The 24,928-nt window shown below is 36.1% G+C and carries 24 protein-coding genes; 9 read left to right on the top strand and 15 right to left on the bottom strand.

The annotated features are described in order from the left end of the window. Window positions 1-53 precede the first annotated feature (53 nt). Both HAV12_RS19780 and HAV12_RS19775 read right to left on the bottom strand, forming a co-directional pair. Window positions 54-1,283, bottom strand: a complete 1,230-nt coding sequence (locus HAV12_RS19780) for a TMEM143 family protein (RefSeq protein ID WP_171571143.1) — start codon at window positions 1,281-1,283, stop codon at window positions 54-56. Window positions 1,284-1,338: 55 nt separating this feature from the next. Next, complete coding sequence (locus HAV12_RS19775) at window positions 1,339-2,031, bottom strand: hypothetical protein (RefSeq protein WP_171571142.1); 693 nt, start codon at window positions 2,029-2,031, stop codon at window positions 1,339-1,341. Between the two features lie 378 nt (window positions 2,032-2,409). Between HAV12_RS19775 and HAV12_RS19770 the strand changes: the two genes are divergently transcribed. The 6 genes from HAV12_RS19770 (at window position 2,410) to HAV12_RS19745 (ending at window position 7,542) form a co-directional block, all read left to right on the top strand. Further along, window positions 2,410-3,837, top strand: a complete 1,428-nt coding sequence (locus tag HAV12_RS19770) for a hypothetical protein (protein ID WP_171571141.1) — start codon at window positions 2,410-2,412, stop codon at window positions 3,835-3,837. Between the two features lie 7 nt (window positions 3,838-3,844). Further along, window positions 3,845-4,423, top strand: coding sequence for a DUF6705 family protein (locus tag HAV12_RS19765; protein WP_171571140.1), 579 nt, complete (start codon window positions 3,845-3,847; stop codon window positions 4,421-4,423). Window positions 4,424-4,482: 59 nt separating this feature from the next. Beyond that, window positions 4,483-5,031, top strand: coding sequence for a DUF6705 family protein (locus tag HAV12_RS19760; protein WP_132037678.1), 549 nt, complete (start codon window positions 4,483-4,485; stop codon window positions 5,029-5,031). A gap of 84 nt (window positions 5,032-5,115) precedes the next feature. Continuing rightward, on the top strand, window positions 5,116-5,559 hold the full coding sequence (locus tag HAV12_RS19755) for a hypothetical protein (RefSeq protein ID WP_171571139.1): 444 nt from the start codon (window positions 5,116-5,118) through the stop codon (window positions 5,557-5,559). A gap of 300 nt (window positions 5,560-5,859) precedes the next feature. Beyond that, the gene (locus HAV12_RS19750; RefSeq protein ID WP_205423338.1) at window positions 5,860-6,345 is read left to right on the top strand and encodes a hypothetical protein; all 486 of its coding nucleotides are present in this window, start codon (window positions 5,860-5,862) and stop codon (window positions 6,343-6,345) included. Between the two features lie 228 nt (window positions 6,346-6,573). Next, complete coding sequence (locus HAV12_RS19745; RefSeq protein ID WP_171571137.1) at window positions 6,574-7,542, top strand: toxin-antitoxin system YwqK family antitoxin; 969 nt, start codon at window positions 6,574-6,576, stop codon at window positions 7,540-7,542. Between the two features lie 1,174 nt (window positions 7,543-8,716). Here the strand turns inward: HAV12_RS19745 and HAV12_RS19740 are convergent. The 3 genes from HAV12_RS19740 to HAV12_RS19730 form a co-directional block, all read right to left on the bottom strand. Next, window positions 8,717-9,220 (bottom strand): hypothetical protein, encoded by a 504-nt coding sequence (locus HAV12_RS19740; RefSeq protein WP_171571136.1) that lies wholly within the window; start codon window positions 9,218-9,220, stop codon window positions 8,717-8,719. A 118-nt stretch (window positions 9,221-9,338) separates the two neighbouring features. Beyond that, entirely contained in the window at window positions 9,339-10,049 is a 711-nt protein-coding gene (locus tag HAV12_RS19735; protein WP_171571135.1) for a LytTR family DNA-binding domain-containing protein, read from the bottom strand. Then, the gene (locus HAV12_RS19730) at window positions 10,022-11,020 is read right to left on the bottom strand and encodes a sensor histidine kinase (RefSeq protein ID WP_171571134.1); all 999 of its coding nucleotides are present in this window, start codon (window positions 11,018-11,020) and stop codon (window positions 10,022-10,024) included. The genes HAV12_RS19735 and HAV12_RS19730 overlap by 28 nt, the downstream gene beginning before the upstream one ends. A 184-nt stretch (window positions 11,021-11,204) precedes the next feature. Here HAV12_RS19730 and HAV12_RS19725 point away from each other — a divergent pair, with 184 nt between their 5' ends. The 3 genes from HAV12_RS19725 (at window position 11,205) to HAV12_RS19715 (ending at window position 14,269) form a co-directional block, all read left to right on the top strand. After that, the gene (locus HAV12_RS19725; protein WP_171571133.1) at window positions 11,205-12,185 is read left to right on the top strand and encodes a hypothetical protein; all 981 of its coding nucleotides are present in this window, start codon (window positions 11,205-11,207) and stop codon (window positions 12,183-12,185) included. 43 nt (window positions 12,186-12,228) lie between these two features. Then, a complete protein-coding gene (locus tag HAV12_RS19720; RefSeq protein ID WP_171571132.1) occupies window positions 12,229-12,441 on the top strand; it encodes a hypothetical protein in 213 nt (70 codons plus the stop codon). Window positions 12,442-12,739: 298 nt separating this feature from the next. Next, window positions 12,740-14,269 carry a SulP family inorganic anion transporter gene (locus HAV12_RS19715; protein WP_171571131.1) on the top strand — a complete coding sequence of 510 codons (1,530 nt, stop codon included), beginning with the start codon at window positions 12,740-12,742 and terminating at the stop codon, window positions 14,267-14,269. A gap of 77 nt (window positions 14,270-14,346) precedes the next feature. Here the strand turns inward: HAV12_RS19715 and HAV12_RS19710 are convergent, their stop codons facing one another. The 10 genes from HAV12_RS19710 to miaB all read right to left on the bottom strand — a co-directional run bounded on the left by HAV12_RS19710 (window position 14,347) and on the right by miaB (window position 24,820). Next, a complete protein-coding gene (locus tag HAV12_RS19710) occupies window positions 14,347-15,579 on the bottom strand; it encodes an ectonucleotide pyrophosphatase/phosphodiesterase (protein ID WP_240345197.1) in 1,233 nt (410 codons plus the stop codon). 556 nt (window positions 15,580-16,135) lie between these two features. Then, window positions 16,136-17,764: a chaperonin GroEL gene (groL, locus tag HAV12_RS19705; protein ID WP_132037668.1), complete on the bottom strand. Its 1,629-nt coding sequence runs from the start codon at window positions 17,762-17,764 to the stop codon at window positions 16,136-16,138. A 44-nt stretch (window positions 17,765-17,808) separates the two neighbouring features. Beyond that, complete coding sequence (locus HAV12_RS19700; protein ID WP_171571730.1) at window positions 17,809-18,165, bottom strand: four helix bundle protein; 357 nt, start codon at window positions 18,163-18,165, stop codon at window positions 17,809-17,811. Between the two features lie 247 nt (window positions 18,166-18,412). Next, on the bottom strand, window positions 18,413-18,688 hold the full coding sequence (gene groES / locus HAV12_RS19695) for a co-chaperone GroES (RefSeq protein WP_012023920.1): 276 nt from the start codon (window positions 18,686-18,688) through the stop codon (window positions 18,413-18,415). Window positions 18,689-18,828: 140 nt separating this feature from the next. Next, entirely contained in the window at window positions 18,829-19,167 is a 339-nt protein-coding gene (secG, locus tag HAV12_RS19690) for a preprotein translocase subunit SecG (RefSeq protein WP_132037667.1), read from the bottom strand. Between the two features lie 3 nt (window positions 19,168-19,170). Then, window positions 19,171-20,808, bottom strand: a complete 1,638-nt coding sequence (locus tag HAV12_RS19685) for a tetratricopeptide repeat protein (RefSeq protein ID WP_171571130.1) — start codon at window positions 20,806-20,808, stop codon at window positions 19,171-19,173. Window positions 20,809-20,893: 85 nt separating this feature from the next. Then, on the bottom strand, window positions 20,894-21,412 hold the full coding sequence (locus tag HAV12_RS19680) for an LptE family protein (protein WP_171571129.1): 519 nt from the start codon (window positions 21,410-21,412) through the stop codon (window positions 20,894-20,896). Between the two features lie 189 nt (window positions 21,413-21,601). Beyond that, on the bottom strand, window positions 21,602-22,861 hold the full coding sequence (locus tag HAV12_RS19675; protein WP_132037664.1) for a sigma 54-interacting transcriptional regulator: 1,260 nt from the start codon (window positions 22,859-22,861) through the stop codon (window positions 21,602-21,604). 55 nt (window positions 22,862-22,916) lie between these two features. Next, window positions 22,917-23,288, bottom strand: coding sequence for a GxxExxY protein (locus tag HAV12_RS19670; RefSeq protein WP_171571128.1), 372 nt, complete (start codon window positions 23,286-23,288; stop codon window positions 22,917-22,919). Between the two features lie 86 nt (window positions 23,289-23,374). Beyond that, window positions 23,375-24,820 (bottom strand): tRNA (N6-isopentenyl adenosine(37)-C2)-methylthiotransferase MiaB, encoded by a 1,446-nt coding sequence (miaB, locus tag HAV12_RS19665; protein ID WP_171571127.1) that lies wholly within the window; start codon window positions 24,818-24,820, stop codon window positions 23,375-23,377. Window positions 24,821-24,928 lie beyond the last annotated feature (108 nt).

Raw genomic sequence — 24,928 nt, 5'->3', positions numbered from 1 at the left:
ACTATTTGGTTCTCTTTTTTGTTTTTACTTATAAACGTAGTTGCATTTAACGCTTATTTCTCATTATACTCAAAAACACTATCCCATAATGCATCAATCTTCACGAGGGCTTTATCCAGAGCGATAACTTCCCATTTTCCGTTTGTTTCTAAACCCAGGCCAATATTTTTTAGCTTGTCTAAAGCATCTTTTACATCAAAATCAAGGTCAGCATGAAACTTAGTCCTGAACCAGGATTCAATTTGATGATCGAGTTCTTCCGCAGTGATCGGATTTGGACTACGGTCTAAAAAAGCATAGGCGAGTATCGTTTCCTTAAGCACTTCTTCTTCCGAAGAATTTAAGAGCGAATAGAAAGCACCGCTGTTGTTTCCGAGATTCTTAAAGTAAAGACTGTCAGAAAGCATTTTTCCGTATTTGATTTTTTTATTGATAAAGTTGCTGTACTGGCGAAACAAGTAGGCAGACAAGATTCCCAAAGCAATTAAACCCTGATTTAGCGAAGCTTTACTGTTTAACAAATCAATTGCTTCACCGGACTGATACGCTGCGTACATACCAATTAAAGCCGGAATTACGGTGGTACTCAATAAAGAGATGCCGCCTCCGATTCCAGGAACCCAGAAGAATAACTTATCTCTGGTAGACATTCTCGGAATGGCATTAGGAAATATCGTTTCAAGATCGTTTTTAGGAACCCGTTTAAAAATCTTTAATCCGATGGACCCCGGATCAACAGGCATTTTTCCTAGTTTTACTTTCTTTTCTTTCAGATAATCGGCTTCGTTATAGTTCAGGTAAATCATGACGCGGTCATAATATTCGACTTGTATTTCCTTTTTCCAGAAAATAAATTTCTTAACCGTTTCTTTCGCTTTATGATGTCCGCGAACGTACAATTCATAATCTTTAAAAGCATTAAAATCAATAGAAAGATTCAGGCCAATCAGATCAGATTCCTTAAAAGCCCTGTCTAAAGTTTCCTGATCTATGCGGGTATAATTTCCATGTTTTAAAACTGTGAGAAGAGTTTCCTTAAACACCGAAAAATCACTTTTACCAATAAACGCTTCCCGCTCTTTCGGACTCAGGTCGGGATCGAATAAAGCATAATGCTGCTTCAGATTCCGGTTCAGGTTAAAAGCCTCGTAATGAAAGTAGTGTTCGACAATATCGAAAAGCTTTTTAAAATCATCAACCTTTTTTTTGTCTTCAGAGAACGTGGCTATTTGTTGTTCGAGCAAGAATTCCTTGTTAAACGGAATATAATTTTCTCGTGTCATATTCAGTTGGGGACTTTAATGAATGGGCTGTGTTTTAAAAATAAGAAGGTACGAATTACAAATCTGAATTATCTGCGTTATCTGTTTTTTCTGAAACTTTTGGTAGTAGTGGTTCCGTATTGACAATTCTAAAACGCCCGGGATATTTTCCCCAGATGTTTTTTTTGTTGCCATAATAGTCCATGTATTCTTCACAAACAAAAACGGCATGTGCTGTAGACCAGGCCACAACGCCGCAATATTCACTTCCGGATAGTCGCTTTAAGGGTAGTATTTGTTTGTCTTTTTCGAAACCCAAATATTTATAAATGGTAGGGGTATATACTTCACCATCTTCCAAATCCTCCAAGGCCTTGTCAAAAGTCGACTCCCGGTCGATAATTTGTTTGTATTTGGCCATCACGGCATAGGTCAGTATGGCGTAGTCTTTTATTCTTTTGCTTTCTTCATTCGTTTTGATAAATACAAAACCGGCAGAAAACTGAGCTTTCTCCAGTTCGTCCTTTTTCAGCTGAAAGGAAGCGTTGTTTTTTAATCGGATATAAAAGAGACTGTCCGCTGTTTTTTCGGCTGTATAAAGATTATCCAGTCCGTAAATATTTAAAGCGGCCTTAATAAAAGCAATCGAAGAACAGTTGGTGCGTTCTCCCTGTTTAAAACTTTCGAATATTTTATCTGAACTCAATTGCGAGTAACAAGTTGAACAGGCAAACGTTAAAAATAAAAATGTTAAAAAAACAGCTTTCATTGTTCTAAGATTTTATAATTTTTTTCCTCCTGATGACTTTCGGAAAATAGATTTTACAAATCTATGAAAATCAACTAATAGTTGGTGGTTTTACTTCTTAATTTTTGAAAGATTACCAATTGATAAAAACCTGAAAAAAAGAGCAGGGACAGAAAAGCGTTTGACACTTTTTTCAGGAGAATTCCACCCAAATTTAGGTTGCATCGAATCAATTAACAACACTTATCAATTGGTTCCCTACAGTTATCAATTGGTGTATCAAACTACAAAAAATATTCTTTTACTTTATAAAAAGAACACCTTTTAAGCCTTAGCTGCAGCAGCTTAAAAGGGCGTTTTTGTTCAGAAAAAATCAAAACAATAACCTAAAAGAATTACATGATGAAAGAAAATTTTAAGAGAGCAGCAGGTGTTATTACTGTTGTGCTGATTGCTGTCTTTTTTACAAGATGTCAGCAGGAAGATGAAGAAGTAGGTACGCAGGGCACAACATTGTCTTCCGCCAAACAATGGTTTAAAGAGTATGAGGCAAAAGGAGATAATTATGTTTACCTCCAGAACCTCCTTTACGATTGGCCGGGGGCGATCGTGAAACAAGCTGAAGACGGGACTGAAATGATTGTGGTCCCGATAAAAGAATTAAAAATAAACCAGTCAGAAATCTGGCAACAGCGCTTATATCTCTATAAATTACCCGATGGCAGCTACAAGGCCTCAGTGGTTGAAATCTATCCCGACAAAGCCGCCCCACAAGAGGACCAGTCTATGGAGGGCGGAAATTTTAACGGATATATCAGCGTCTGGGATCTCAAGAAAGGTTTTGTAAAAGCAGCTCAATTTAAAGACAATCACGCGGTGGAAGACGGAATTGTAGAAGTGTTGCCCAGAGAAGATAAGACAACTTACAGGGCACCTTCTCTTAATCCTTGTGGTGATGGCTGCAATGATGGGGCAGGTGGGGGCAACCCAATTCAAGTGCCAAGAATACTACCAACCGAATTAAGAGAAGTTGTTAAGATTAATTCTTATACCGGACCTAAACCTAAATTGGGAACTCCTGTGGCCTACTATGGACCACGTTCTCCTGTAATTGGAGGAACAACTCCCGGGGGTTATACCTCACCTGGTGGTGGAAATGGAGGTGGTGGTTCTGCTCCTCCTCCTGCGACGGCGTTAAATCCATGTGATAAAATGAAAATACTAATGGCTAACCCTAATTTTATTGTTAAACTAGAGGAACTTCTTAAAAAAACAAATTTGAAAGTTGAGTCTGGATATTCGCAAAGTAAAAATGGTCCCTTTACACCCCTTACAGGAACTTCAAGTACGGAAAATTCAGATAAGATAAGTCTTGCATCAGATGCGAATACAGTAGGCTATATCCATACCCATCTTGACCCCTATGAAAGAGTACTGCCAAATGGTGAGACACAATCTGTAGCGCCGATAAAAATGTTTTCTCCCGGAGATGTGAAACAATTTGTAATTTTGCTTCTTAATGCCAGTAGGAACAACATTCCTATTGATAATATTTACGGAACAATGGTTTCCAGTTCAGCAACATATCAACTGAGATTTACAGGAAATATAGCTGATGTTAGTTTAAAAGGCGGTAGTATGAATTGGGACGCATTAGATGACCTCTATAAAGTAGCAATGAGAGGAAATAAAGAATTGGGTTTTTTAAAATTTTTAAATGAACAAATAGGGATTAACGGTATTGAATTGTATAAAATTGAAGCCTCAGGAAATTCTCGAAAAACATTGGATACTAACGGAAAAGTATCAACTATTAATTGTAATTAAAATAAACATGAAAAAAATATTCATATTAGGAATTATTCTGCTATTTGCATTATCCTGCAAAGCACAAACAATTGAACCTATCGAAAAAGCGATCGACTACAGAACATCAGAAAATGGAATACCAGACAATACTTATTTAAAAGACATTAATAATTTACTTAATAAGTATGTAGGCACTTGGAAAGGTAGTTATGAAGGCAAAAACTATACGCTTTTTATAATCAAATATACTTCAAAATTTGATAAAATAACTGAAGACATATTGTTGACACGTTATTTAATTACGTCTTCAAATGGTACTGTATTGGAAGATACTAGAAATGTACCGGACAACAATACTTATGTGATAAAAGGAAATTATTTCAGCAAGGATTTAACTTCGTATGCATCAGATTTTACTGGTAAAAATTCTCTGTGTGGAAATGCAGGAACAGTATTTATTCGTACCAAAAATGCAGCAAATACACTAATGTCATTGGGTTTTGAGCCAAATAAAATCATGATTTCTGAGAAAACCTGTCCCGGTTTTAAATTAGCAGAACTCACATTTCCACGTCAGAACTCAATAATGCTTACCAAACAATAGTTTGTGTCTAAAATCCTCAAATATTCTTTTATACTTGAGGATTTAAAAAAAATAAGACTATGAAAAAGATAATAATAGGATTAACCATAATTTTAATTACTCTATCATGCAAAGCGCAACAGATCGTAGCTTTAGAGACAAAATTAGATGAAGCCCCGGTAGGAACATATTTTAAGGATAGTAATGGTTTACTTACTAAATATATCGGAACATGGAAAGGTACGTACGAAAATAAAAATTACACTTTTATAGTAACACCATACAAAAAGGAGTTCAGGGGCGTCTTTAGTGATATACTATCAATACGTTATTTAATCACTTCAAATACAGGAGTTATTTTGCAAGATACCAGAAGTTTACCAGATGGCAATAATTTAGTAATAGCAGGCTTATATTTTGGTAAAAATTTTGGTTATTATGTATTAAGTTATATTGGCGAGAATTCACAATGCGGTCAAACTGGCGATCTTTTCATTTCTACTTCAAAAGATAATAAACAAATGAAGTTATACTTAGCAGCTTATCAGGATATAATAGATGGTAGTAAATGCCCTAAAGTAGCAGAGCAAATATTACCAACCAAATCAATGTTATTAAATAAACAATAGCAATAAATAAAAACAGCTTTCAATATTTTGAAAGCTGTTTTATTTACTTTGAAATTATTTTGACTTACCATATCAACCAAAATTATGAAAAATATTTTTTTAGTACTGATTCTTTCTTTGTTTTCATGCATAAATTATGCTCAGAATAAGCCTTTTATTCTTGAAGATTATGCGATCAAAGTAAGAGCGATAAAATCGGATCATAATAAAGTATTATGTAGTGATACAACAAATTGTAAACGGATAGGTTTTGTCGCAGATTTTGAGGTAATTAACGATGTTGACATCAAAAGGTTTGGTAATAGAATTTATGCCATCGACATTTGTTATAACTATCCTGGAGATGGTGTTTTTAACCCCGAGCAAATTTGGGATTTAAAAATATCCGAGCAAAAGTATTATTTGAAAGAAATCAAAATAGTTAATGAAGAATTGCTTTTCAAAAATGTTGGCGGCAAAAAATATTACATAAGAGATTTGTCTCGAAAATATATCTTATATGAACCATTAGTAAAAAAGGATAGATAAAGCAGTGATTTTATTTTTAATATATATGGTATTTATTATGTAATAAACTATATGCAGACAAATTATCAAGTGTCATTAATTATATTAATGATTACTCTAAAACATATGACTTAAATAATTATAATTGTAGTGACTTTGCAATAGGTGCTGCAGAAAAAGGAGGGTTAAAATTACTAAAGACTACCGGTTCCTATAATGCGGTTATTGTGAATTTTAAAGGACGTAATCCTGGCGATTTAGGTAAAGATATTAGAAATATGAATACACCTGGTGGTGCAACAAAAAGTGTAACAAAAGGGAATGCCCCGAAAAAGAAAGGAGGATGCTAAAATGAAAATAAATAAATCTATGTTACTAGTTATATTGTTATTGATAACGGTTAGTTCTGTAAGTCAAAACAAAACGGAGGAGAAATTACTTGTAAACGATTTTGTAAAAGCAGTTTTTTTTGAAAAAAATACAGCAAAGTCTATTGCTGACAGTTATATATATTTTGAACCAATCAATAATACAAAGTATTCTCTTTCGCAAAGAGTAAAAATTCTTGATAAACATTTGAAAAAAATAAAGGAGGAAAAAAGCTCATTATTGGATGCTGCAGATTTCTATGTTATAACATACAATGACTATAAAGGCGATAAAGTTGTTTTTGAAAAAAGAACAGATAATGTTTTTATTTTAGTAAGCAAGAATAAGCCTATAATGTATTTTTCTTTGATAAATGATAAGATAATTTCCTTCGATTATATTATTAAAGGTAACGAAGGCTTGTTCATAAGTTACTAGTATTATAACTCAATATTCACGAGCGGGACGCTCGTGCCAGCAGTGGGGATAATTTAACTCCTAAATAAAAAGAAACAATTTATGTATCCTCCGACAGATTTCTGTAAGTATTTTATAATATTTGTTTTAGAAAAAACACATCAAAATACTTTATTTAAATACAAGGTAGATTGGGAGTATAATCTATTTTAACAATAATAAATTTCTATAATTTTAAAAACACATTTTATGAAACTTCTTGTTCATTATTATTTTAGGGCAGTCTGTTTTTTGTTCCTGACGGCAAAAGTATTCGGCCAGGCTCCGGCAACGGAAAATAAAATAACGTATTTAGACGCTGCATGGGCAGAGACAAACAGTGAAAACTATCAGTATATTAGGCTGGTTGAAGATTATTACTCTGATAAAAAACTGTATAAAGTTAAAGATTACTATAAATCAAAGACTTTGCAGATGATCGGTACGTCATCAAGTAGAGATAATATAATTGAGGAAGGACAATTTATCTACTATTATGAAAACGGGAATAAGGAATTAACAGTTAGCTATTTGAATGGAAAGAAAACTGGAAAAGAATTTTCATGGTATGAAAACGGAAATGTAAAATCTGAAATTGAATATTTTGAAAACACAGGTGGACAACACCTATTTAAGATAAACAATTACTGGAATCCTCAAAAAGAGCAAAAGGTAACGAATGGTAATGGTGACTATGAATATAGTAAAGGCCATTTTGAACAAGGAGGAAAAGTAAAAAACGGATATCCTGATGGGATCTGGAAAGGAAAAAATATCGATCAGAAATATAGTTTTACAGAGAATTATGAAAATGGGAAGCTGGTATCTGGAGTTAGTATTGATAGTCTGAATGTTGAGCATTCTTACAATGTTGTAAATCAGGGTGCAGTCCCCAAAAAAGGTATAGAATCTTTTTATACTTATGTAGCAAGGGAAATGTCAACATACATGATGAACTTTGAGGGCTTTAACGGACAAAAAATGCTTTTGAGTTTTATTGTAGCGAAAGACGGCAGCCTGACTGAGCCTAAAATAATACGAGGAGTTCACCCCATGCTGGATGAGAAGGCAATGAAAATAATAAAGAAAGCAAAAAAATGGAACCCTGGACTTGTAAGAGGTATGCCGGTAAAATTTCTTTATTCATTACCGCTAACATTAGGAGAAAGCAAGCCGTAAGGAATAATTTAATTTTAAACATAAAAGAGGATGTCAAATTTGGCATCCTCTTTTTGTATGAGTTAAATCCCTGTATCGTGCAGTTCTGTCATTTAGACGAAGGAGAAATCTTCGCAAGTAACTCCATTTCAGTATGTATAAAACTTTGTCGAGCTTCTAACGGAGATTTCTCCTTCGTCGAAATGACAAATATTGTGGATAAGTATTGTTTGTCATGCAGTTCTGTCATTTCGAGGAACGAGAAATCTTCGCAAGTAACTCCATTTCAGTGGGTATAAAACTTTGTCGAGCTTCTAACGGAGATTTCTCCCTTCGGTCGAAATGACAATATTGTGGTTAAGTATTGTTTGTCGTGCAGTTCTGTCATTTCGAGGAACGAGAAATCTCCGCAAGTAACTCCATTTCAGTGGGTATAAAACTTTTTCGAGCTTCTAACGGAGATTTCTCCCTTCGTCGAAATGAAAAATATTGCGGATGAGTATTGTTTGTCGTGCAGTTCTGTCATTTCGAGGAACGAGAAATCTCCGCAAGTAACTCCATTTCAGTGGGTATAAAACTTTTTCGAGCTTCTAACGGAGATTTCTCCCTTCGGTCGAAATGACAAATATTGCGGATAAGTATTGTTTGTCGTGCAGTTCTGTCATTTCGAGGAACGAGAAATCTCCGCAAGTAACTCCATTTCAGTGGGTATAAAACTTTTTCGAGCTTCTAACGGAGATTTCTCCTTCGTCGAAATGACAAATATTGTGGTTAAGTATTGTTTGTTAGGGGCTCCCTTCGGTCGAAATGAAATGTGTGACTAACTATTGAAATGCATCATCAGCGAGGTTTGATAAAGAAGCGATGACGTGAAATCAGTTACCTGACTATCAAAAACAATCATCAATGGCGTTCCCCAACGTATAAGGATACGTTCGATCAGTCGTGATTGGCGTTCCGCAGTTGTCGAATGGGGTTTTAAACGTCAAAATATACGTTTGGGTACGCCAAAAATGCCTCTTAATACGCCAGGATTGGCGTTCCGAACGTATCGGATGGGTTTGCTAACGCCAAATAATACGTTGCCGGACGCCAATCCTGCCTGTCAGAACCCGAATGATAGGTCATAGCACCTCAGAGAAGCACCTTTCTAATAAAACAGCCTCCCCGGATTTTACGCTGGAGAGGCTGTTTGTTATTCTTTCTTATTTACGGTAGGATCGTCCGGTTTATTTTCGTTTGCTGGGGTTGTTTTTTTAAAGAACTGTGCCAACTCATTTACTTTGACCTGAAAACCAGCGGCTTTTGTGCCGACTTTGTATTTACTGAAATCATAATCGGTAAGTGCGGCCTGATAACAATCGAAATCGTGCAGGATTTTATTGTTTTTAAGGCTGCTGGCCAGACTTTCTAAACGGGAGATGATACTTTGAAGAAACTCTCTCGAGTCCACATCATTCTGAAATTCGACCCAGTCAATATCCGGACTGCTCAAAGCAGGCTGATTGGTTCTGAAATCTTTTACCTTGTTGATTACAAGTTTGTTTTGCTCGTTTACACTACCGTACTTCGTTCGCTCTTCGGGTGTAAGATTCTTGAATTTTGCGGCAAGAGAACCTTCAATAGTGGCCAGAGCGTTTGCTACAATAGTTTTTTCCTGTGCAGTGTAGTGCAGGGAATTTAAATTTTCGATTGCCATAGTTTATGGTTTTAATTAAAAATAATTGAAACAGTAAACTAAAGGTCAATTAAGGAATTGAACAGCCTTAAAAAGGCATATTTATAATAAAATAGGACAAATTAGCAAGATTTAACAATTATTTGAAAAAACTATCCAGTAAAATCTGGTATTTTCTTCCTACCGGAATAATTTCATTATTACACATCGTTAAGGTTTTGAAAGTCGTAGTGGTCACTTTATTGATGTTTACAATATAAGAACGATGTACCTGAAGAAAATTAGCGCTGTCTATTTCTGCCGCAATGCTCGAGAGCGAACCGTAAATAATGAGTGGCAGATTGAGCCTTGCGCTATAGAGTTTCATATAATTGCCTAAGCTTTCAATATACAGAATATCACTCAGAAGAATATCCGTCATTTGGCCGTTTACACGTTGCGAAAGCATTTTTCCGTTAGGTGTAGTCCCTTTTTTAATCGTATTTCCGGAAAAGTAAATCTTGGCTTTTTCGATGGCTTTGGCAAACTTATCAAACGAAATGGGTTTGAGTAAATAATCGATCGCATCGTTTTGGTAAGCCGAAAGAGCGTAGTCAGAGTATGCCGTCGTGACAATCGTAAGCGGGCGATTGGGCTGTAATTCCATCAATTCAACACCCGAAATTACGGGCATATTGATATCCAGAAAGATAATATCGTAGTTGTTTTCGTTGAGCATTTTTACCGCTTCCATTCCGCTGAAGGCACTTCCGGAATGTTCCAGTTCGTCAAACTTCGAAATGTGCGATGCGAGCGCCTTGTGTGCCGGCGATTCGTCATCTATTATGAGACAGCGGTAGGTAAGTGCCATATGTTTAATTTTACAATAAAGGTATTTTTTTCTTTTTTACAGCTCAGCTCATGTTTTAGTCCGTACACTTCAAGGCGCCTTTTCAGGTTTTCAATTCCAATTCCGGTGCTTGAAAGCCGCGAACCGGAATCCAGATAGTTGTTTTTTATGGTAAAAGACAAATTCTGGCATTTTACCTTCAAATCAATATGGATAAAAGGTTCCGGCATTTCTGCCGAAAATTTAACGGCATTTTCTACCAAAGGCAAAAAGAACAAGGGCGGAATATCGATGCTGTCAACAGTACCTTCAAAATTTTGGGTAATCACAAGCCTTTCATTTCTAAAAGTATAATACTCCACATATTTTTTAATAAAATCGATTTCTTCATTTAAGAAAACATAATCTTTTTTAGTAGCTTCAATCTGATACCGAAGCATGTCTGAGAGATTCAATATCCTGTCCGGCACTTTATCAGGATCAGAGAGGGATTCTCCGTATAAATTATTCATCGCATTAAGCAGAAAATGCGGATTGAGCTGTTGTTTCAAAAACGAAAGTTCGGACTTGAAATTGATAAGATCCTTATTGGTCTGCGATATTTTTTTCATGATCCCTGTATGAAGTAAATAGAAAGCAATTCCGTTTATTACAAGGGATATAACCGGCAGGGTTTTGAATCTTCCTAAAAAGACGAGCGGAAAATACCAGCTCATAAAGTAGTAAAAAGCCACCCAGTAGAGGATCAAAAGGAAAAAGAATGTTTTAATTTTTTTTTCGAATAAAAAGGGCTTTATAATAAAAAGGTTAAAAAAAGTAATCCAGATCATGCACGGAAAATAGCCTATGGCAATTTTGTAGCATATATAAGTCAAGTCGTATCCCTCAAACTTTACTTCATCATAGGCACAAGCTAAAATAACTCCGAATATAATGGTATTAATGATGAGGTTCCGGAGGAAAAAATTCTGATAAATTTTAAGAATTGTCATAACGGCAAAATTAGGGTAATATTATAGTTTATAGGTATTTGTCAGCTGAAAATTATACGAACGCCGTTGGTATAAATAATACGCCATTGGTATAATTATGCTGTTATAATAAAAGGATCTCCATTACTTTTGATCCCGGGTTTCAATCAGCAATCCCGGCAACAATTAAACTTTACGCCAATTTATGAGAGCAAAAATCATTTCTGTATTATTTGTCTGTACATCGTTGCAAATTATGGCTCAGGAAAAAGAACCGGGTATGAAAACTTTTGCTAAAGCAATAACCGACAAATTCCCGGCCACCCGGACTTTTGATGTACAATACGAACAATTAGGCCCGGCCAATTATGATTCGGAGCTTTTTGGGAATGATTTGGAAAGAGGCAGAATTGAAAGTCACAGTCGACTAAAAGCAGCATTTAATATGCCGTTTTACGTATCTGATTCGAAGCGTTTTATTTTAACAGCTTCGCTTCGTTATAAATATGAAACCTACAATTTCGGAACTATTTATAATTATAATACAGCGACATCTTATACCCGGAATCAGGAGGATTTTCATTACTTCGCGGCGGCTGTAAGTGCGACCTATATGTCTACACTTTTTAAGAAGCCTATTATTTACAACGCAACCGCTACGGTAGACGGAAACGAGGAGAATGTGCAACGGGTAAAAGGTTTTGCAACCGCCAGTTTGGTGCTTAAAAGAACGGCCAGTACAACTATAACCATTGGAGCGCTGGCCATGTTAGATCCTTCAGCGATTATCCCGGTTACACCGCTTTTTACGTATAACCATAAGTTCGAAAATTCGAAATGGGATATTGATTTTATTCTTCCGCAGCGTTTGCTGTTCAGGAGGGAGCTTTTAGAAAATGGAAGAATTTCCTTAGGAACGGAGTTAAATTCAGAAAATTTTTACTTAAATTTAAATACCTCAAATTTAAAAGGAATTTATGAGTTAAACCAGCTGGAACTAAAATCGGGTATTACTTATGAATATCACTTCTCACCAAAGGTAATTGGCATGATAAAAGGCGGCGTGAATAACGTTTTAAGCACCAGAATTACCGAAAAGGGAGAACGAACCAATCGATATGTTTACGATCATAAAGAAGACACCCAGGGGTATTTTAGATTCGGAATATCGTACAACCCTTTTTAGAAAATTAGAATTACGGTTTTTTTAGTACTTAAAATAATTGATTATGGCAGTTGAGGTTTTTAAAACAAATGTTCAGAGAGAGCTGGACAAAAATTACATTATTGCAGTTATCCAAACTCAGTTTCCTGATTATAAAGTCAATTTTGACCTGGAGGATTGCGACAAAATCCTGAGAGTTGAAGGTGTTGCATTAGAACCCAAAAATATAATCGACTATGTCAATTGCCTGGGCTATATCTGTGTGCCTTTAGAATAATATTTATAACATACCGGAGGTATTTTTCCTGGTCAAAATCAGGGGAAAATACCCGTTTTTTATATAAAAGATTAATGATACTTTTGCTGTCATAATTTCTTCACCATACGTTACATTCAAGCCAGAAAAAGGCATCCAATAAATTATTATATGATTAGTTTTATCCTTTCGGTTGTATTGTTATTATTGAATCAGTTTTAAAAAGAACGGTTTCTTCCGGATAATAAATTTCCGGACTTTTTCAGTATTGAGAAGGTTTCTTCTGTTTATGCGCATAATTTTTTAAATTTGTGCTCTTATGAAAAAAGCCTACTCCCTCTTTGACTTTTCGCAAAAGGTTAATTATAAAAATGAAATTTTAGCAGGGCTAACCGTAGCCATGACCATGATTCCCGAATCCTTATCGTTCGCCATTCTGGCTGGTTTTCCTCCGTTGGTTGGTTTGTACGCTGCCTTTATTGCCGGTTTGGTTACCGCTGTTTTTGGCGGCAGACCCGGAATGATCTCGGGTGGGGCAGGAGCAACGGTAATTGTTCTGATCGCCCTGATGAAATCGCACGGAATTGAATATGTGTTTGCAGCCGTAGCACTCGGTGGAATCGTACAAATCTGTATCGGACTTTTTAAACTCGGGAAATTTATCAGACTGGTGCCGCAGCCCGTCATGTTTGGTTTTGTAAACGGACTAGCTGTTGTTATTTTTATGTCGCAGCTGGAACAATTTAAAACGGTTGTAAACGGGCAGGTTTCCTGGCTACAGGGCACACCGCTTTACATTATGTTGGGTTTGGTTGGTTTGACAGTGGGTATTGTTCTTCTTTTTCCTAAAATTACAAAAACAGTTCCGGCTTCTTTGGTTGCCATAATGGTGGTTTTCGCTATTGTACTTTTGTTTCATATCGACACCAAAACGGTAGAAGATATTGCTTCTGTTCAGGGTGGATTTCCGCCTTTTCATATTCCCAATATTGCTTTTTCTTTTGATACGCTTAAAGTAATATTTCCGTATTCGGTAATCGTTGCAGCTGTTGGTTTAACAGAAGGGCTGCTAACCTTAAATCTGGTGGACGAAATTACGGGAACCCGTGGAAACAGCAATCGGGAATGTATTGCCCAGGGAAGTTCGAATATCTTAAACGGTTTCTTCTTCGGAATGGGCGGCTGCCCGATGATTGCACAGACACTGGTCAATCTTTCGGCAGGTTCGAGAGCACGGCTTTCGGGAATAATTGCGTCACTGACCATTTTGATCATTATACTTTTTGGAGCTCCCGTAATCGGAAAATTACCAATGGCGGCTTTGGTCGGAGTAATGATGATGGTGGCGATAACGACCTTCGAATGGGCAAGTTTCAGGATTATAAATAAGATGCCCAAACACGATATTTTTGTTGGAATATTGGTTGCCCTCATTACAATTCTGCTGCATAATCTGGCCTTGGCGGTATTAATCGGAGTTATTATTTCGGCATTGGTTTTTGCCTGGGAAAGTGCCAAAAGAATCCGCGCAAGACATTTCACGGATGAAGAAGGTGTAAAACACTATGAAATTTACGGGCCTTTATTCTTCGGTTCAATAGCTGCTTTTATGGAAAAATTTGATATGCAGAATGATCCCAATCACGTGATTATTGATTTTAAAGAAAGCCGCATAGCCGATATGTCTGCGATTGAAGCATTAAATAATCTGACGAAAAAATACAGTCAGTTAAACAAAACGGTCGAACTGACGCATTTGAGTCCTGACTCCATCCTGTTACTCAAAAATGCCGAAGCAGTTATTACGGTAAATGTTATTGAGGATCCGACGTATAAAGTAGTTCACTAGTCAATTAGATAATGAGTCAATTAGAAAATTAAGCAATTAGAAAATTTTAAACATTATCTCATTTTCTCATTATCTAATTACCTAATTAACCCCTCCACTTCGCTGAACTTTCCATCCACTTCATCGATTTTTAATCCTAAGATATGGGCGATTAAAGGATAAACCGAAACGTTCTGAAAAGATCTGACTTCTTTATTAACTTTAAAAGCGGGGCCTTTTGCGTAAAAAATAGCCTGCATGTCTTTGTTTTTATTGTCGTATCCGTGTGTTCCTCCTTTTATATTTTGGTCTTTATCATTTACCAAACTATATCCTTTCTCGGCTTCAATGACAAAATCATGCACCCTTGGATTGGTGCCATAGTGCAATCTTTTTGGCAATTTTCCGGCTCTCCAGAATTTGATGTGCGGTACTTTTTTTAAAGCTACTGCGATGGAATCCTGACAACCGGGTTTGGCCTGCAAGCTCATAATCGGATTAATAACAGCTTTGTACCCTAACCATTCGGGTTTTAGATAGTCTAAAATGGCAACCTTTTTAGCATTGCTGATATCGGCCATTCCGTGATCGGAAACGATGATTAAATTGATTTGTTTTCCGATAGGCAATTGATCCAGTTTTGCAGACAATTGTCCCATGATAGAATCCATCTGAATGATTACTTTTTTATTTTCCGGAGAAAGCGGACCAAAATTGTGTCCGGTATGATCGGGCTGGTCAAAGTATAAAGTAATCAGATGAGGTCTTTGTTTTTCAGGAAGCTGCAGCCATTTTATTACGGTGTCAATTCGGCTTTCGTACGATACTTTATCGTCATACTTTTTGTAAATACCAGGTCTTTTCTGATCGGTATCTGATCCCGGCCAGAAAAAAGAAGCGGCTTTTACTCCTTGTTGTTCGGCAACATTCCAAATGGGGTTTCCGCCATAAAATCGGGAATCATTTTTAGCATTCGATGATAAGGAGAAGGATTCGTTAAGTTGAGCATCATAAAAAACGTTATTAATGATGCCATGATGGTCCGGGTAAAGACCTGTTACAATCGAATAATGATTCGGAAAAGTTTTGCTCGGATAGGAGGGTTTCATTGATTTTGCATGAACGCCTTCTTTGGCTATTTGCTTTAAATTCGGAAGATTAAATTGCTTACCATAATCCCAGCGAAATCCGTCCATAGAAACTAAGACTACGTAAGTATCTTTATTGGTCTGGGCCTGTGAAAACGTGGTTAGAAGTAAGAATGTAAAAGCTAATAGGTGAGTAGTGAATTTTCTCATTTTGTAATTTAATAGAACTGCAAAGATATTCATAACAGATTTTTTAATGAAAAAGGGAATGTTAAGTTTGCTACGAATCGCACGAATTTTCACGAATGTTTTGTGTGAAAATTTTTTAGCCACAGATGGAAGGATTAAATAGATTAATCTGCGGAAATCTTTTAATCAGTGGCTTAAAAAGTTTGCCGCGAATGTTTTGTGTGAAAAAGTTTGCCACAGATTAACGGATTAAATGGATTAATCTGCGGGAATCTTTAAATCTGTGGCTTAAAAAGTTTGCCACGAATTGCACGAATTTCCACGAATGTTTACGTAAAAAAAGTTTGCCACAGATTAACGGATTAAATAGATTGATCTGCGGAAATCTTTAAATCTTTGGCTAAAAAGTTTGCCCCGACCCGATCAATTGAAGGGAATAGGCGAAGCAATTACATGAATTTTCATAAATTTTTATACGCAATAAATAGAAAAAATAATTCGCGAAAATTCGTGTAATTCGTGGCAAAAAAAATCATTTTAATCTATAAAATCTGTGGAAAAAAAAACGCCAGATCAAATCTGGCGTTTATAAGTAAGAAGTGAAGAATGATTACATCATTCCCGGCATACCGCCACCCATTGGCATTCCGCCTCCGTTTTCTTCTTTAATATCAATTAGGGCACACTCAGTAGTTAAGATCATTCCCGCAACAGAGGCAGCATTTTCTAACGCTACACGAGTTACTTTTTTAGGATCGATAATTCCTGCTTTAAGCATGTCTACATATTCGTCAGTTTTGGCATTGTATCCAAAATCACCAGAACCTTCACCTACTTTTGCTACCACTACGGAACCTTCAAGACCTGCATTTTCAACAATAGTTCTTAACGGAGATTCAACAGCACGGGCTACAATCTGAATTCCTGTTGCCTCGTCAGCGTTGTCCGCTTTAAGATCTGCTAATGCGGCTTTAGCTCTTAAAAGCGCTACACCACCACCAGCAACGATTCCTTCTTCAACAGCAGCACGAGTTGCGTGTAAAGCATCGTCAACTCTGTCTTTTTTCTCTTTCATTTCAACTTCAGAAGCAGCACCAACATAAAGAACAGCAACACCACCGGCTAATTTAGCCAAACGCTCCTGCAATTTTTCTTTATCATAATCAGATGTTGTGGTTTCCATCTGACCTTTAATTTGGTTTACTCTGTTTTTGATGATATCAGCTTCACCAGCACCACTTACAATTGTAGTGTTGTCTTTATCGATAGAAACTCTTTTTGCGGTTCCTAACATTTCAATTGTAGTGTTTTCTAAAGTATATCCTCTTTCTTCAGAAATTACAGTACCACCCGTTAAGATGGCGATATCCTCTAACATTGCTTTTCTTCTGTCTCCAAAACCAGGAGCTTTTACGGCAGCAATTTTAAGAGCACCTCTTAATTTATTTACAACAAGAGTAGAAAGAGCTTCTCCGTCAACATCCTCAGCAATAATCAATAATGGTTTTCCTGATTGTGCAACCGGCTCTAAAACTGGTAGTAATTCTTTTAAAGAAGATACTTTTTTGTCGTATAATAAGATGTATGGAGAGTCTAATTCAACTTCCATTTTCTCCGGATTTGTAACGAAGTAAGGAGAAAGGTATCCTCTGTCAAACTGCATTCCTTCCACAACATCAACGTAGGTATCTGTTCCTTTAGCTTCTTCAACAGTGATTACACCTTCTTTACCCACTTTAGCAAAAGCAGTAGCGATCAAATCACCAATTACTTCGTCATTGTTTGCAGAGATAGAAGCAATTTGTTTGATTTTATCAGAATCACTTCCAACAACTTTAGCTTGTTTTGCAAGATCAGCAACGATAGCTTCAACTGCTTTATCGATACCGCGTTTCAAGTCCATTGGATTTGCTCCTGCAGCAACGTTTTTCAAACCTTCTTTTACAATCGCCTGAGCCAAAACTGTAGCAGTTGTAGTTCCGTCTCCTGCTAAGTCATTGGTTTTAGAAGCAACTTCCTTCACCATTTGTGCACCCATATTTTCTAATGGGTCTTTCAATTCGATTTCTTTTGCAACCGAAACTCCATCTTTGGTAACTGTTGGTCCACCAAATGATTTTCCGATAATTACGTTACGACCTTTTGGTCCAAGAGTTACTTTTACAGCATTTGCCAATGCATCAACACCACGTTTTAATCCGTCACGTGCTTCAATATCAAATTTTATATCTTTTGCCATTCTATTTTTGCTTTAGGCAGGAGGCTTTAAGCTTTAGGCTTTTCCTACTGCTGAATTAGTATTTGTTTTAATTTGTAAATTTTGCTTTTTATGCTGTTGATTTTTTCTATATGATTTTCTGCAATTTCATTATGAATATAGTTTAAATCTTTAGCTAAGATCAAAAGATATTCTGTTTCGTTGGCAGAGCCTAAAGCTATGTTAAGAAACTGATTGAATTCTTTGTCACTGTTTCTTCCGCATCCTTCACTAATATTCGTTGGAATTGATGAAGAAGCTCTTCTGATTTGACTCGTCAATCCATATAATTCTTCTTTTGGAAAATTAGAAGTCATTTTATAGATTTCTAAAGTAAAAGAATGACTTAATTGCCAGATATCATATTTTTTAAAATCTCTCATTCTTTTTTGCATTAGGCTTTAGGCAATATGCTTTAAGCTTTTTGTTAAGGCCTACAGCTTACGGCTTAGAGCTTACAGCAATCTTTATTTGCATTAGGCTTTAGGCAATATGCTTTAAGCTTTTTGTTAAGGCCTACAGCTTACGGCTTAGTGCTTACAGCAATCTTTTTTGCATTAGGCTTTAGGCAATATGCTTTAAGCTTTTTTTAAAAGCCTATAGCTTAAAGCCTACAGCTTACAGCAATTTTTAGATTATCGCTAAGATATCATCCTCACGCATGATCAGATAATCGGTTCCTTCCAGTTTTAATTCTGTTCCGGCATATTTACCATATAAAACAGTATCACCAACTTTCACGGTCATGGTGTGATCTTTAGATCCATTTCCTACGGCTACTACAGTTCCTTTTTGTGGTTTCTCTTTGGCAGTGTCCGGAATAAAAATTCCTGAAGCAGTTTTGGTTTCAGCTGCTACAGGCTCAATAAGTACGCGGTCTGAAAGCGGTTTAATATTTAAAGCCATAATTTTATTTTATATTAGGTTATACTTTTTTAACGTTCATTAAACTTTCAGAAATTGTGCCATGCTCAAAAAACTGACATTATTTCCTAAAAAAAATGCCAGCTTTGACAGGCTGGCATCTTAATTTTATATCAAAAATATTATTTTGCTGCTGGAGCTGCCGGAGCAGGAGTTCCTTGTGCCGGAGCTGCAGGCGTAGTCGCAGGTGCTTCCGTTTTTTCAATAAGTTTAGAATCTGTATCACTTAATGATCCTGTAAAGCTTAAGCTTGAAAGTAAGATTAATGCAATAAGGATAGTAGCCAACGTCCAGGTACTTTTATCTAAAAAGTCTGTTGTTTTTTGTACTCCACCTAACATTTGAGTTCCGCTGATAGTAGAAGACAATCCGCCTCCTTTAGGGTTTTGAACCATGATTACTACGATCAATAGAAAGCAAACTATTGTGATTAAAACTAAAAAAATTGAAAATGTGCTCATTGTTTAATTATTATTGTTATTTTGTTGTAAAATCTTTATATCCGAAATACGGTCTGCAAAGAAACTAATTTTTTCTGGATATTTCAAAATTAATATTTCATATGCTTGTATCGCTTTTGTATATTTTTTTTGTTCCAGATATACCCGCGCCAAAGTTTCGGTCATTAAATACGAATTGTCCTCGTTTTTGTTGGGGTCCAGCATTACTGTTGGAACAATTGCAGTTGGTTTTATAGGCGGAATTTTCGGATTCGTTTGTATAAATTTATTAATAATCTCTGCTTTTTTCTTTTTTTCTTCTTCAATTGACTCCGTTTCTTCTGTTTCAGCAATAGGCTGAGTTATGGGTTCAGGAGTTTTTTCGACTTCTTTTATGGTTTCTTTATTTTCTGCAGGACCTTCTTTTGTTCTGTCAATAGGTTCTGTTCTTGCTAGTTGCAGCCATTCCTGGAAAGAATGTTTTTCATTAACAGAAAAATCCAAAGGTTTTCCGATTTCCAGATTTTCCTCGGCATTTTTTACTGTTTCAGAAACTTCAACTTCTTTTGGTACTTCAGTTTCTTTTAAATCTTCAAAAACAACTGTTGTAGCTTGTTTTATAGAATTATATACGGATTCTTCAATCGGTTCAATACGGATATCGGGAGTTTGTTCTCTTTCTTCCACTATAATTGGTTCTTCCGTAACAATTGGGGTTTCTTCTTCTTCAGAAGCAGACACCGGCTGTTCTACAAAAGAATCAATTGTAATCTCTTCCACTATAATTGGTTCTTCCGTAACAATTGGAGTTTCTTCTACAGAAGTTGAAGCTGGCTGTTCCACAAAAGAATTAATTGTAATCTCTTCTACTCTAATTGGTTCTTCCGTAAGAGTTGGGGTTTCTTCTACAGATGTTGAAGCTGGCTGTTCCACAAAAGAATCAATTGTAATCTCTTCTACTCTGATTGGTTCTTCCGTAACAATTGGAGTTTCTTCTTCTAAAGAAGTAGGTACTGACTGTTCTACGAAAGAATCGATTGTAATTTCTTCGACTGTAATGGGTTCTTCAATAACAATTGGAACTTCTTCTTTGACAGCAGGAGAAACGATTTGTTCTACAAAAGAGTCTAAAGTGATTTCTTCGATTGCTATTGGTTCTTCTATAACAACTGGAGCTTCTTCTTTTACAGGAGTCAGAACAGGTTGGTCAACAACAACATCAACTGTTTTTTCTTCTGGTTTTTTATGTTCTTCAAAAACTACTGTTGTGGCTTCTCTTATAGAAGACAAAATAGATTGTTCGATCGGATCAATTCTTATTGCAGGAACCTTCTGGATTTCAGGTATTACAACTTCACTTTCAAAAACAGTAATGTTCAAAAGATCTTTGAGTTTTTGATCGTAATACTCATTTTGAATAGAGACAAAGGTTTCAGAAGTGATAAAGTCAAATAATACGGAACGATCTGTAGTATGAGCTGCCGTAACTTTTAAAGCATAATTATACTTAAAACTATTCTGATTGTAAAGTCCTTTTAATCGCAATGCCCTCGCACTTTGAAAATAAGGAAATTCATTCAGAACATTGCCTAATGCTTCCGTTTGCTTTTCAGTAATAGCATCGGGTTTGTTTATTAGGTGTGTATAATCAGTTACATTCATTTTTGTTTGTTTAATCGTTTATTCGTTTCATTGTTTAATCGTTTGCAAACCGCTTTGACGATTAACCGATGTACAAATCAATATTTTACCATTTTGCTAATGACTCGTTAAAAATATCCTGGGTAATTCGTTCGTAAATCTCTTTAACGGCAGCATTCAGGGAAGAACCTACAAGTTGTTCTGTTCCTGCGTAATCTTTATAGAATTCAAATGTTTTTTCGAAATCATCAGACTCCTTATTCTTATTGGTAAATCTCACATTAATACGGATTGTCAAACGGTTTTGTGCTGCTCCAACATCACCACCTGATATCACAGCAGTTGCTGTCATTGGAGTTGTTCTGTAGTCTACGATTTCTCCTTCATAAACCAAGTCTCCGCCATTGCTGACTAAGTTTAAATTCGTCTGATTCTGAATTAAATCCTGCAATGCCAAAGTAAAATCCCTGTCGATTCCCGGCTCGATCAAATCGGCATTATTCTGGAAAAAGTTAACCTGAAACGTTTTTGCATCAATTTTCCCTGTCCCTGTAAAGTTATAAACAGAGCAGCCACTTAGCATAAAGAGGCTTATTAAGGCTAATAAAGAATATATTTTTTTCATAAATTGTTGGGGTAATAAAAATTCCAATTTTTTAAATTGCTGCGCCAGTTCGCTAGCGCTCGGGTCCAAATTCCAATTTTAAGAATTGCATTGCAATTCTCCGGTGTTGGGTTTAGTTCCAATTTTTTTCAAATATAGCAATTTGGAATTTGGAATTTATCCCGAGGGCTTCAGGGTTGGAATTTTCTATTAGAGATCGAATTGTTTAATTTTTCTGTATAAAGTTCGTTCTGAGATCCCTAGTTCATCGGCAGCAGCTTTACGTTTTCCTTTATTTTTTTCTAATGATTTTTTGATCATTTCGATTTCTTTTTGTTCCAGGCGTAAAATTTCTTCTTCCTCGATTGTTTCGGCATCCAGATAATTGTTATCATCTTGTATGTGATAATTATCTTCGCGGGTTGCCGGGGCCATAACGGCTGTTCCTGGCTCTTCTTCGAAATCTATTTCGCTCTCATTTTCCTGTGAACCGTATATTTTCTGAATCAGGTTAGGGTTGATATCCTGTACTTTCGAAGAACCGTTTTTCATTAATTCTAAAGTCAGTTTTTTCAAATCATTCAAATCACTTTTCATGTCAAAAAGTACCTTATATAAGATGTCTCTTTCTGTGCTGAAATCGCTTTCTTTTTTCTTATCATTGATTACAGAAGGCAAACTGCTTCCTTCAGTTGGTAAATAAGATTGCAAGGTTGCCAGTGAAATATCGCGATTGGTTTCTAAAACCGAAATTTGTTCCGCCACATTTCGCAACTGACGAATATTTCCGTTCCATCTGAATTTTTGCAGGAGCAGCACCGCATTGTCGTCCAGTCTTAAGGGCGGCATTTTGTATTTGTGTGCAAAATCGGCCACAAATTTTCGAAATAACAAATGAATGTCTTCATTTCTTTCGCGCAGTGGTGGCAATGTAATTTCTACAGTAGTCAGACGATAGTACAAATCCTCACGGAATTTTCCTTTTTCGATGGCATTGAATAAATTGACATTGGTTGCGGCTACGATTCTGACATTCGTTTTCTGAACCTGAGACGAACCTACTTTTATAAATTCTCCGTTTTCAAGTACACGAAGTAAACGAACCTGGGTTGTTAAAGGCAATTCACCTACTTCATCCAGGAAAATTGTTCCGCCGTCAGCGACTTCAAAATATCCTTCGCGTGTGCTGGTTGCACCTGTAAAAGCACCTTTTTCGTGACCAAATAGTTCACTGTCAATTGTTCCTTCCGGAATGGCTCCACAGTTTACCGCAATATATTTACCATGCTTTCTGTGTGAAAGCGAATGAATGATTCTAGGAATATTTTCTTTACCAACACCACTTTCACCGGTTACCATTACCGAAATATCAGTAGGAGCAACCTGAATGGCTTTTTCTATGGCGCGGTTTAACTTCGGGTCATTCCCGATAATCTCAAATCGTTGTTTTATTGCCTGAACTGTTTCCATGTATTTATTTTTTTGCCACAGATTAAAATGATAAGCACAGATTTTTTTAAATATTTTATAAAATATATCTTTTATATTGAAGGGATTTTGTCTGAAAGTTGACAAGCAATCCTACTTCTGAATTAGATAATTTTATATAATTTAAAATCTGAGCAATATGTTCGCTTGAAAATTCTTTTATTGCCTTAACCTCTAAAACAATATCTTCATTAATAATAAAATCAGCATAAAATTTATGAGGCAAAATTTTGCCTTTATACTCAATTGAATATTCTTTTTCCCTTTCAAAAAGAATATTATTTTCTTTAAATTCTATTTCTAAAGCGTCTTTGTAAACTATTTCTAGTAATCCAGCTCCAAGATTTCGGTGCACTTCCATGCAAATTCCGATAATCTTATATGTTTCATTCTCTTTATAATATTGCATAATTTAATTTATTTACCACAGTTTTTAAAAATAAGAAAAATAATACAAAATAATTTTAATCTTATAATCTGTGGCAAAAAAAAATATTAATTCATACTACTCAGCCCAACAGCTTCTCCTTTTAAGGTTCCACTGGTGCAGCTTGTGATTTTTACATTTACGAAATCACCAATTTTATAATTCTCTTTTGGAAAAACGACCGTAATACTTTGGGAATTTCTTCCTGAGAATTCCTCTGTTGATTTTTTAGAAACTTTCTCGACTAAAACTTCAACCGTCTGACCCACAAACTCTTCGCTTCTGAACCAGGCATGTTTTTGTTGTAAGTCTACAATTTCCTGCAATCTTCTGGCTTTGGTTTCTTCCGGAACATCATCTTCCATTTTTCTTCCGGCCAAAGTTCCGGGACGTTCCGAATAGGAATACATATAACCGAAATTATATTTTACGTATTCCATCAGGCTCATGGTATCCTGGTGATCCTGCTCTGTTTCTGTAGGGAAGCCGGCAATCATATCTTGTGAAATCGATGCATTCGGAATAATAGATCTGATTTTGTCAATCAACGTCATATATTCTTCACGAGTGTGCAGACGATTCATTTCTTTTAAAATTCGGTTACTTCCGGATTGAACAGGTAAGTGTATATGTTTACAGATATTCGGGTATTTTGCAATAACATGCAAGATGCTTTCGTGCATATCCTGCGGATTAGAAGTCGAAAATCGGATGCGCATTTTAGGAAAACCAACAGCAACCATTTCTAGTAACTGATCGAAATCAACAGCAGTTGCTTTTTGCATGTCGGAAGCATTTACAAAATCTTTTTTCAGGCCGCCTCCGTACCAAAGGTAACTGTCAACGTTTTGTCCTAAAAGCGTGATTTCCTTAAAACCTTTGTCCCATAAATCCTGAATTTCCTTCATGATACTTTGTGGCTCACGGCTGCGTTCACGACCACGTGTAAAAGGTACAACGCAGAACGTACACATATTATCGCAACCACGGGTGATGGAAACCAAAGCTGTAATTCCATTGCTCATTAAACGAACTGGCGAAATATCACCGTACGTTTCTTCTTTCGATAAAATTACATTAATTGCGTCGCGGCCTTCTTCAACTTCCGCCAGTAAATTGGGTAAATCTTTGTACGCATCAGGCCCTACCACAAGATCGACTATTTTTTCTTCCTCGAGAAACTGACTTTTCAGACGTTCGGCCATACAGCCCAAAACGCCCACTTTCATTTTCGGATTAATACGTTTTACGGCATTATATTTCTCCAGACGCTTACGAATGGTTTGTTCAGCCTTATCGCGGATTGAACAGGTATTAACGAGCACCAGATCGGCTTCTTCTAAAACTGAAGTTGTATTGTAGCCGCCTTCGTATAAAATGGAAGCTACGACTTCACTGTCCGAAAAATTCATCGCACAGCCGTAACTTTCTATAAAAAGCTTTTTAGTATTCTCAGGTTTATTTTCTAAAACAAGATTTTCACCTTGCTTACTTTCTTCAATAATCTTTTCCATTGCGTAATTTCAAAGTGCAAAGATAACGCAAAACCTATAAAGATGACAAGATGTCAGATAAAGAATTAACAATGTTTTCAGAAATGTTGATAGATTTTTAATACAGGT

Source organism: Flavobacterium sp. CLA17 (assembly GCF_013112255.2).
GTDB classification, from domain to species: Bacteria; Bacteroidota; Bacteroidia; order Flavobacteriales; family Flavobacteriaceae; genus Flavobacterium; species Flavobacterium circumlabens.
This window is presented reverse-complemented; position numbering and strand designations above follow the sequence as displayed.

Excerpts from the sequence above, each read along its gene's own strand:
- HAV12_RS19675 (WP_132037664.1), bottom strand. The coding sequence starts at position 22,861 with ATGGAAACAGTTCAGGCAATAAAACAACGATTTGAGATTATCGGGAAT.
- secG (WP_132037667.1), bottom strand. The coding sequence starts at position 19,167 with ATGAGCACATTTTCAATTTTTTTAGTTTTAATCACAATAGTTTGCTTT.
- HAV12_RS19760 (WP_132037678.1), top strand. The coding sequence starts at position 4,483 with ATGAAAAAGATAATAATAGGATTAACCATAATTTTAATTACTCTATCA.
- HAV12_RS19730 (WP_171571134.1), bottom strand. The coding sequence starts at position 11,020 with ATGACAATTCTTAAAATTTATCAGAATTTTTTCCTCCGGAACCTCATC.
- HAV12_RS19715 (WP_171571131.1), top strand. The coding sequence starts at position 12,740 with ATGAAAAAAGCCTACTCCCTCTTTGACTTTTCGCAAAAGGTTAATTAT.
- HAV12_RS19735 (WP_171571135.1), bottom strand. The coding sequence starts at position 10,049 with ATGGCACTTACCTACCGCTGTCTCATAATAGATGACGAATCGCCGGCA.
- HAV12_RS19740 (WP_171571136.1), bottom strand. The coding sequence starts at position 9,220 with ATGGCAATCGAAAATTTAAATTCCCTGCACTACACTGCACAGGAAAAA.
- HAV12_RS19710 (WP_240345197.1), bottom strand. The coding sequence starts at position 15,579 with ATGAATATCTTTGCAGTTCTATTAAATTACAAAATGAGAAAATTCACT.
- groES (WP_012023920.1), bottom strand. The coding sequence starts at position 18,688 with ATGGCTTTAAATATTAAACCGCTTTCAGACCGCGTACTTATTGAGCCT.
- HAV12_RS19680 (WP_171571129.1), bottom strand. The coding sequence starts at position 21,412 with ATGAAAAAAATATATTCTTTATTAGCCTTAATAAGCCTCTTTATGCTA.
- HAV12_RS19670 (WP_171571128.1), bottom strand. The coding sequence starts at position 23,288 with ATGCAATATTATAAAGAGAATGAAACATATAAGATTATCGGAATTTGC.
- HAV12_RS19765 (WP_171571140.1), top strand. The coding sequence starts at position 3,845 with ATGAAAAAAATATTCATATTAGGAATTATTCTGCTATTTGCATTATCC.
- HAV12_RS19780 (WP_171571143.1), bottom strand. The coding sequence starts at position 1,283 with ATGACACGAGAAAATTATATTCCGTTTAACAAGGAATTCTTGCTCGAA.
- groL (WP_132037668.1), bottom strand. The coding sequence starts at position 17,764 with ATGGCAAAAGATATAAAATTTGATATTGAAGCACGTGACGGATTAAAA.
- HAV12_RS19745 (WP_171571137.1), top strand. The coding sequence starts at position 6,574 with ATGAAACTTCTTGTTCATTATTATTTTAGGGCAGTCTGTTTTTTGTTC.
- HAV12_RS19725 (WP_171571133.1), top strand. The coding sequence starts at position 11,205 with ATGAGAGCAAAAATCATTTCTGTATTATTTGTCTGTACATCGTTGCAA.
- HAV12_RS19720 (WP_171571132.1), top strand. The coding sequence starts at position 12,229 with ATGGCAGTTGAGGTTTTTAAAACAAATGTTCAGAGAGAGCTGGACAAA.
- HAV12_RS19750 (WP_205423338.1), top strand. The coding sequence starts at position 5,860 with ATGCCCCGAAAAAGAAAGGAGGATGCTAAAATGAAAATAAATAAATCT.
- HAV12_RS19700 (WP_171571730.1), bottom strand. The coding sequence starts at position 18,165 with ATGAGAGATTTTAAAAAATATGATATCTGGCAATTAAGTCATTCTTTT.
- HAV12_RS19755 (WP_171571139.1), top strand. The coding sequence starts at position 5,116 with ATGAAAAATATTTTTTTAGTACTGATTCTTTCTTTGTTTTCATGCATA.
- miaB (WP_171571127.1), bottom strand. The coding sequence starts at position 24,820 with ATGGAAAAGATTATTGAAGAAAGTAAGCAAGGTGAAAATCTTGTTTTA.
- HAV12_RS19770 (WP_171571141.1), top strand. The coding sequence starts at position 2,410 with ATGATGAAAGAAAATTTTAAGAGAGCAGCAGGTGTTATTACTGTTGTG.
- HAV12_RS19685 (WP_171571130.1), bottom strand. The coding sequence starts at position 20,808 with ATGAATGTAACTGATTATACACACCTAATAAACAAACCCGATGCTATT.
- HAV12_RS19775 (WP_171571142.1), bottom strand. The coding sequence starts at position 2,031 with ATGAAAGCTGTTTTTTTAACATTTTTATTTTTAACGTTTGCCTGTTCA.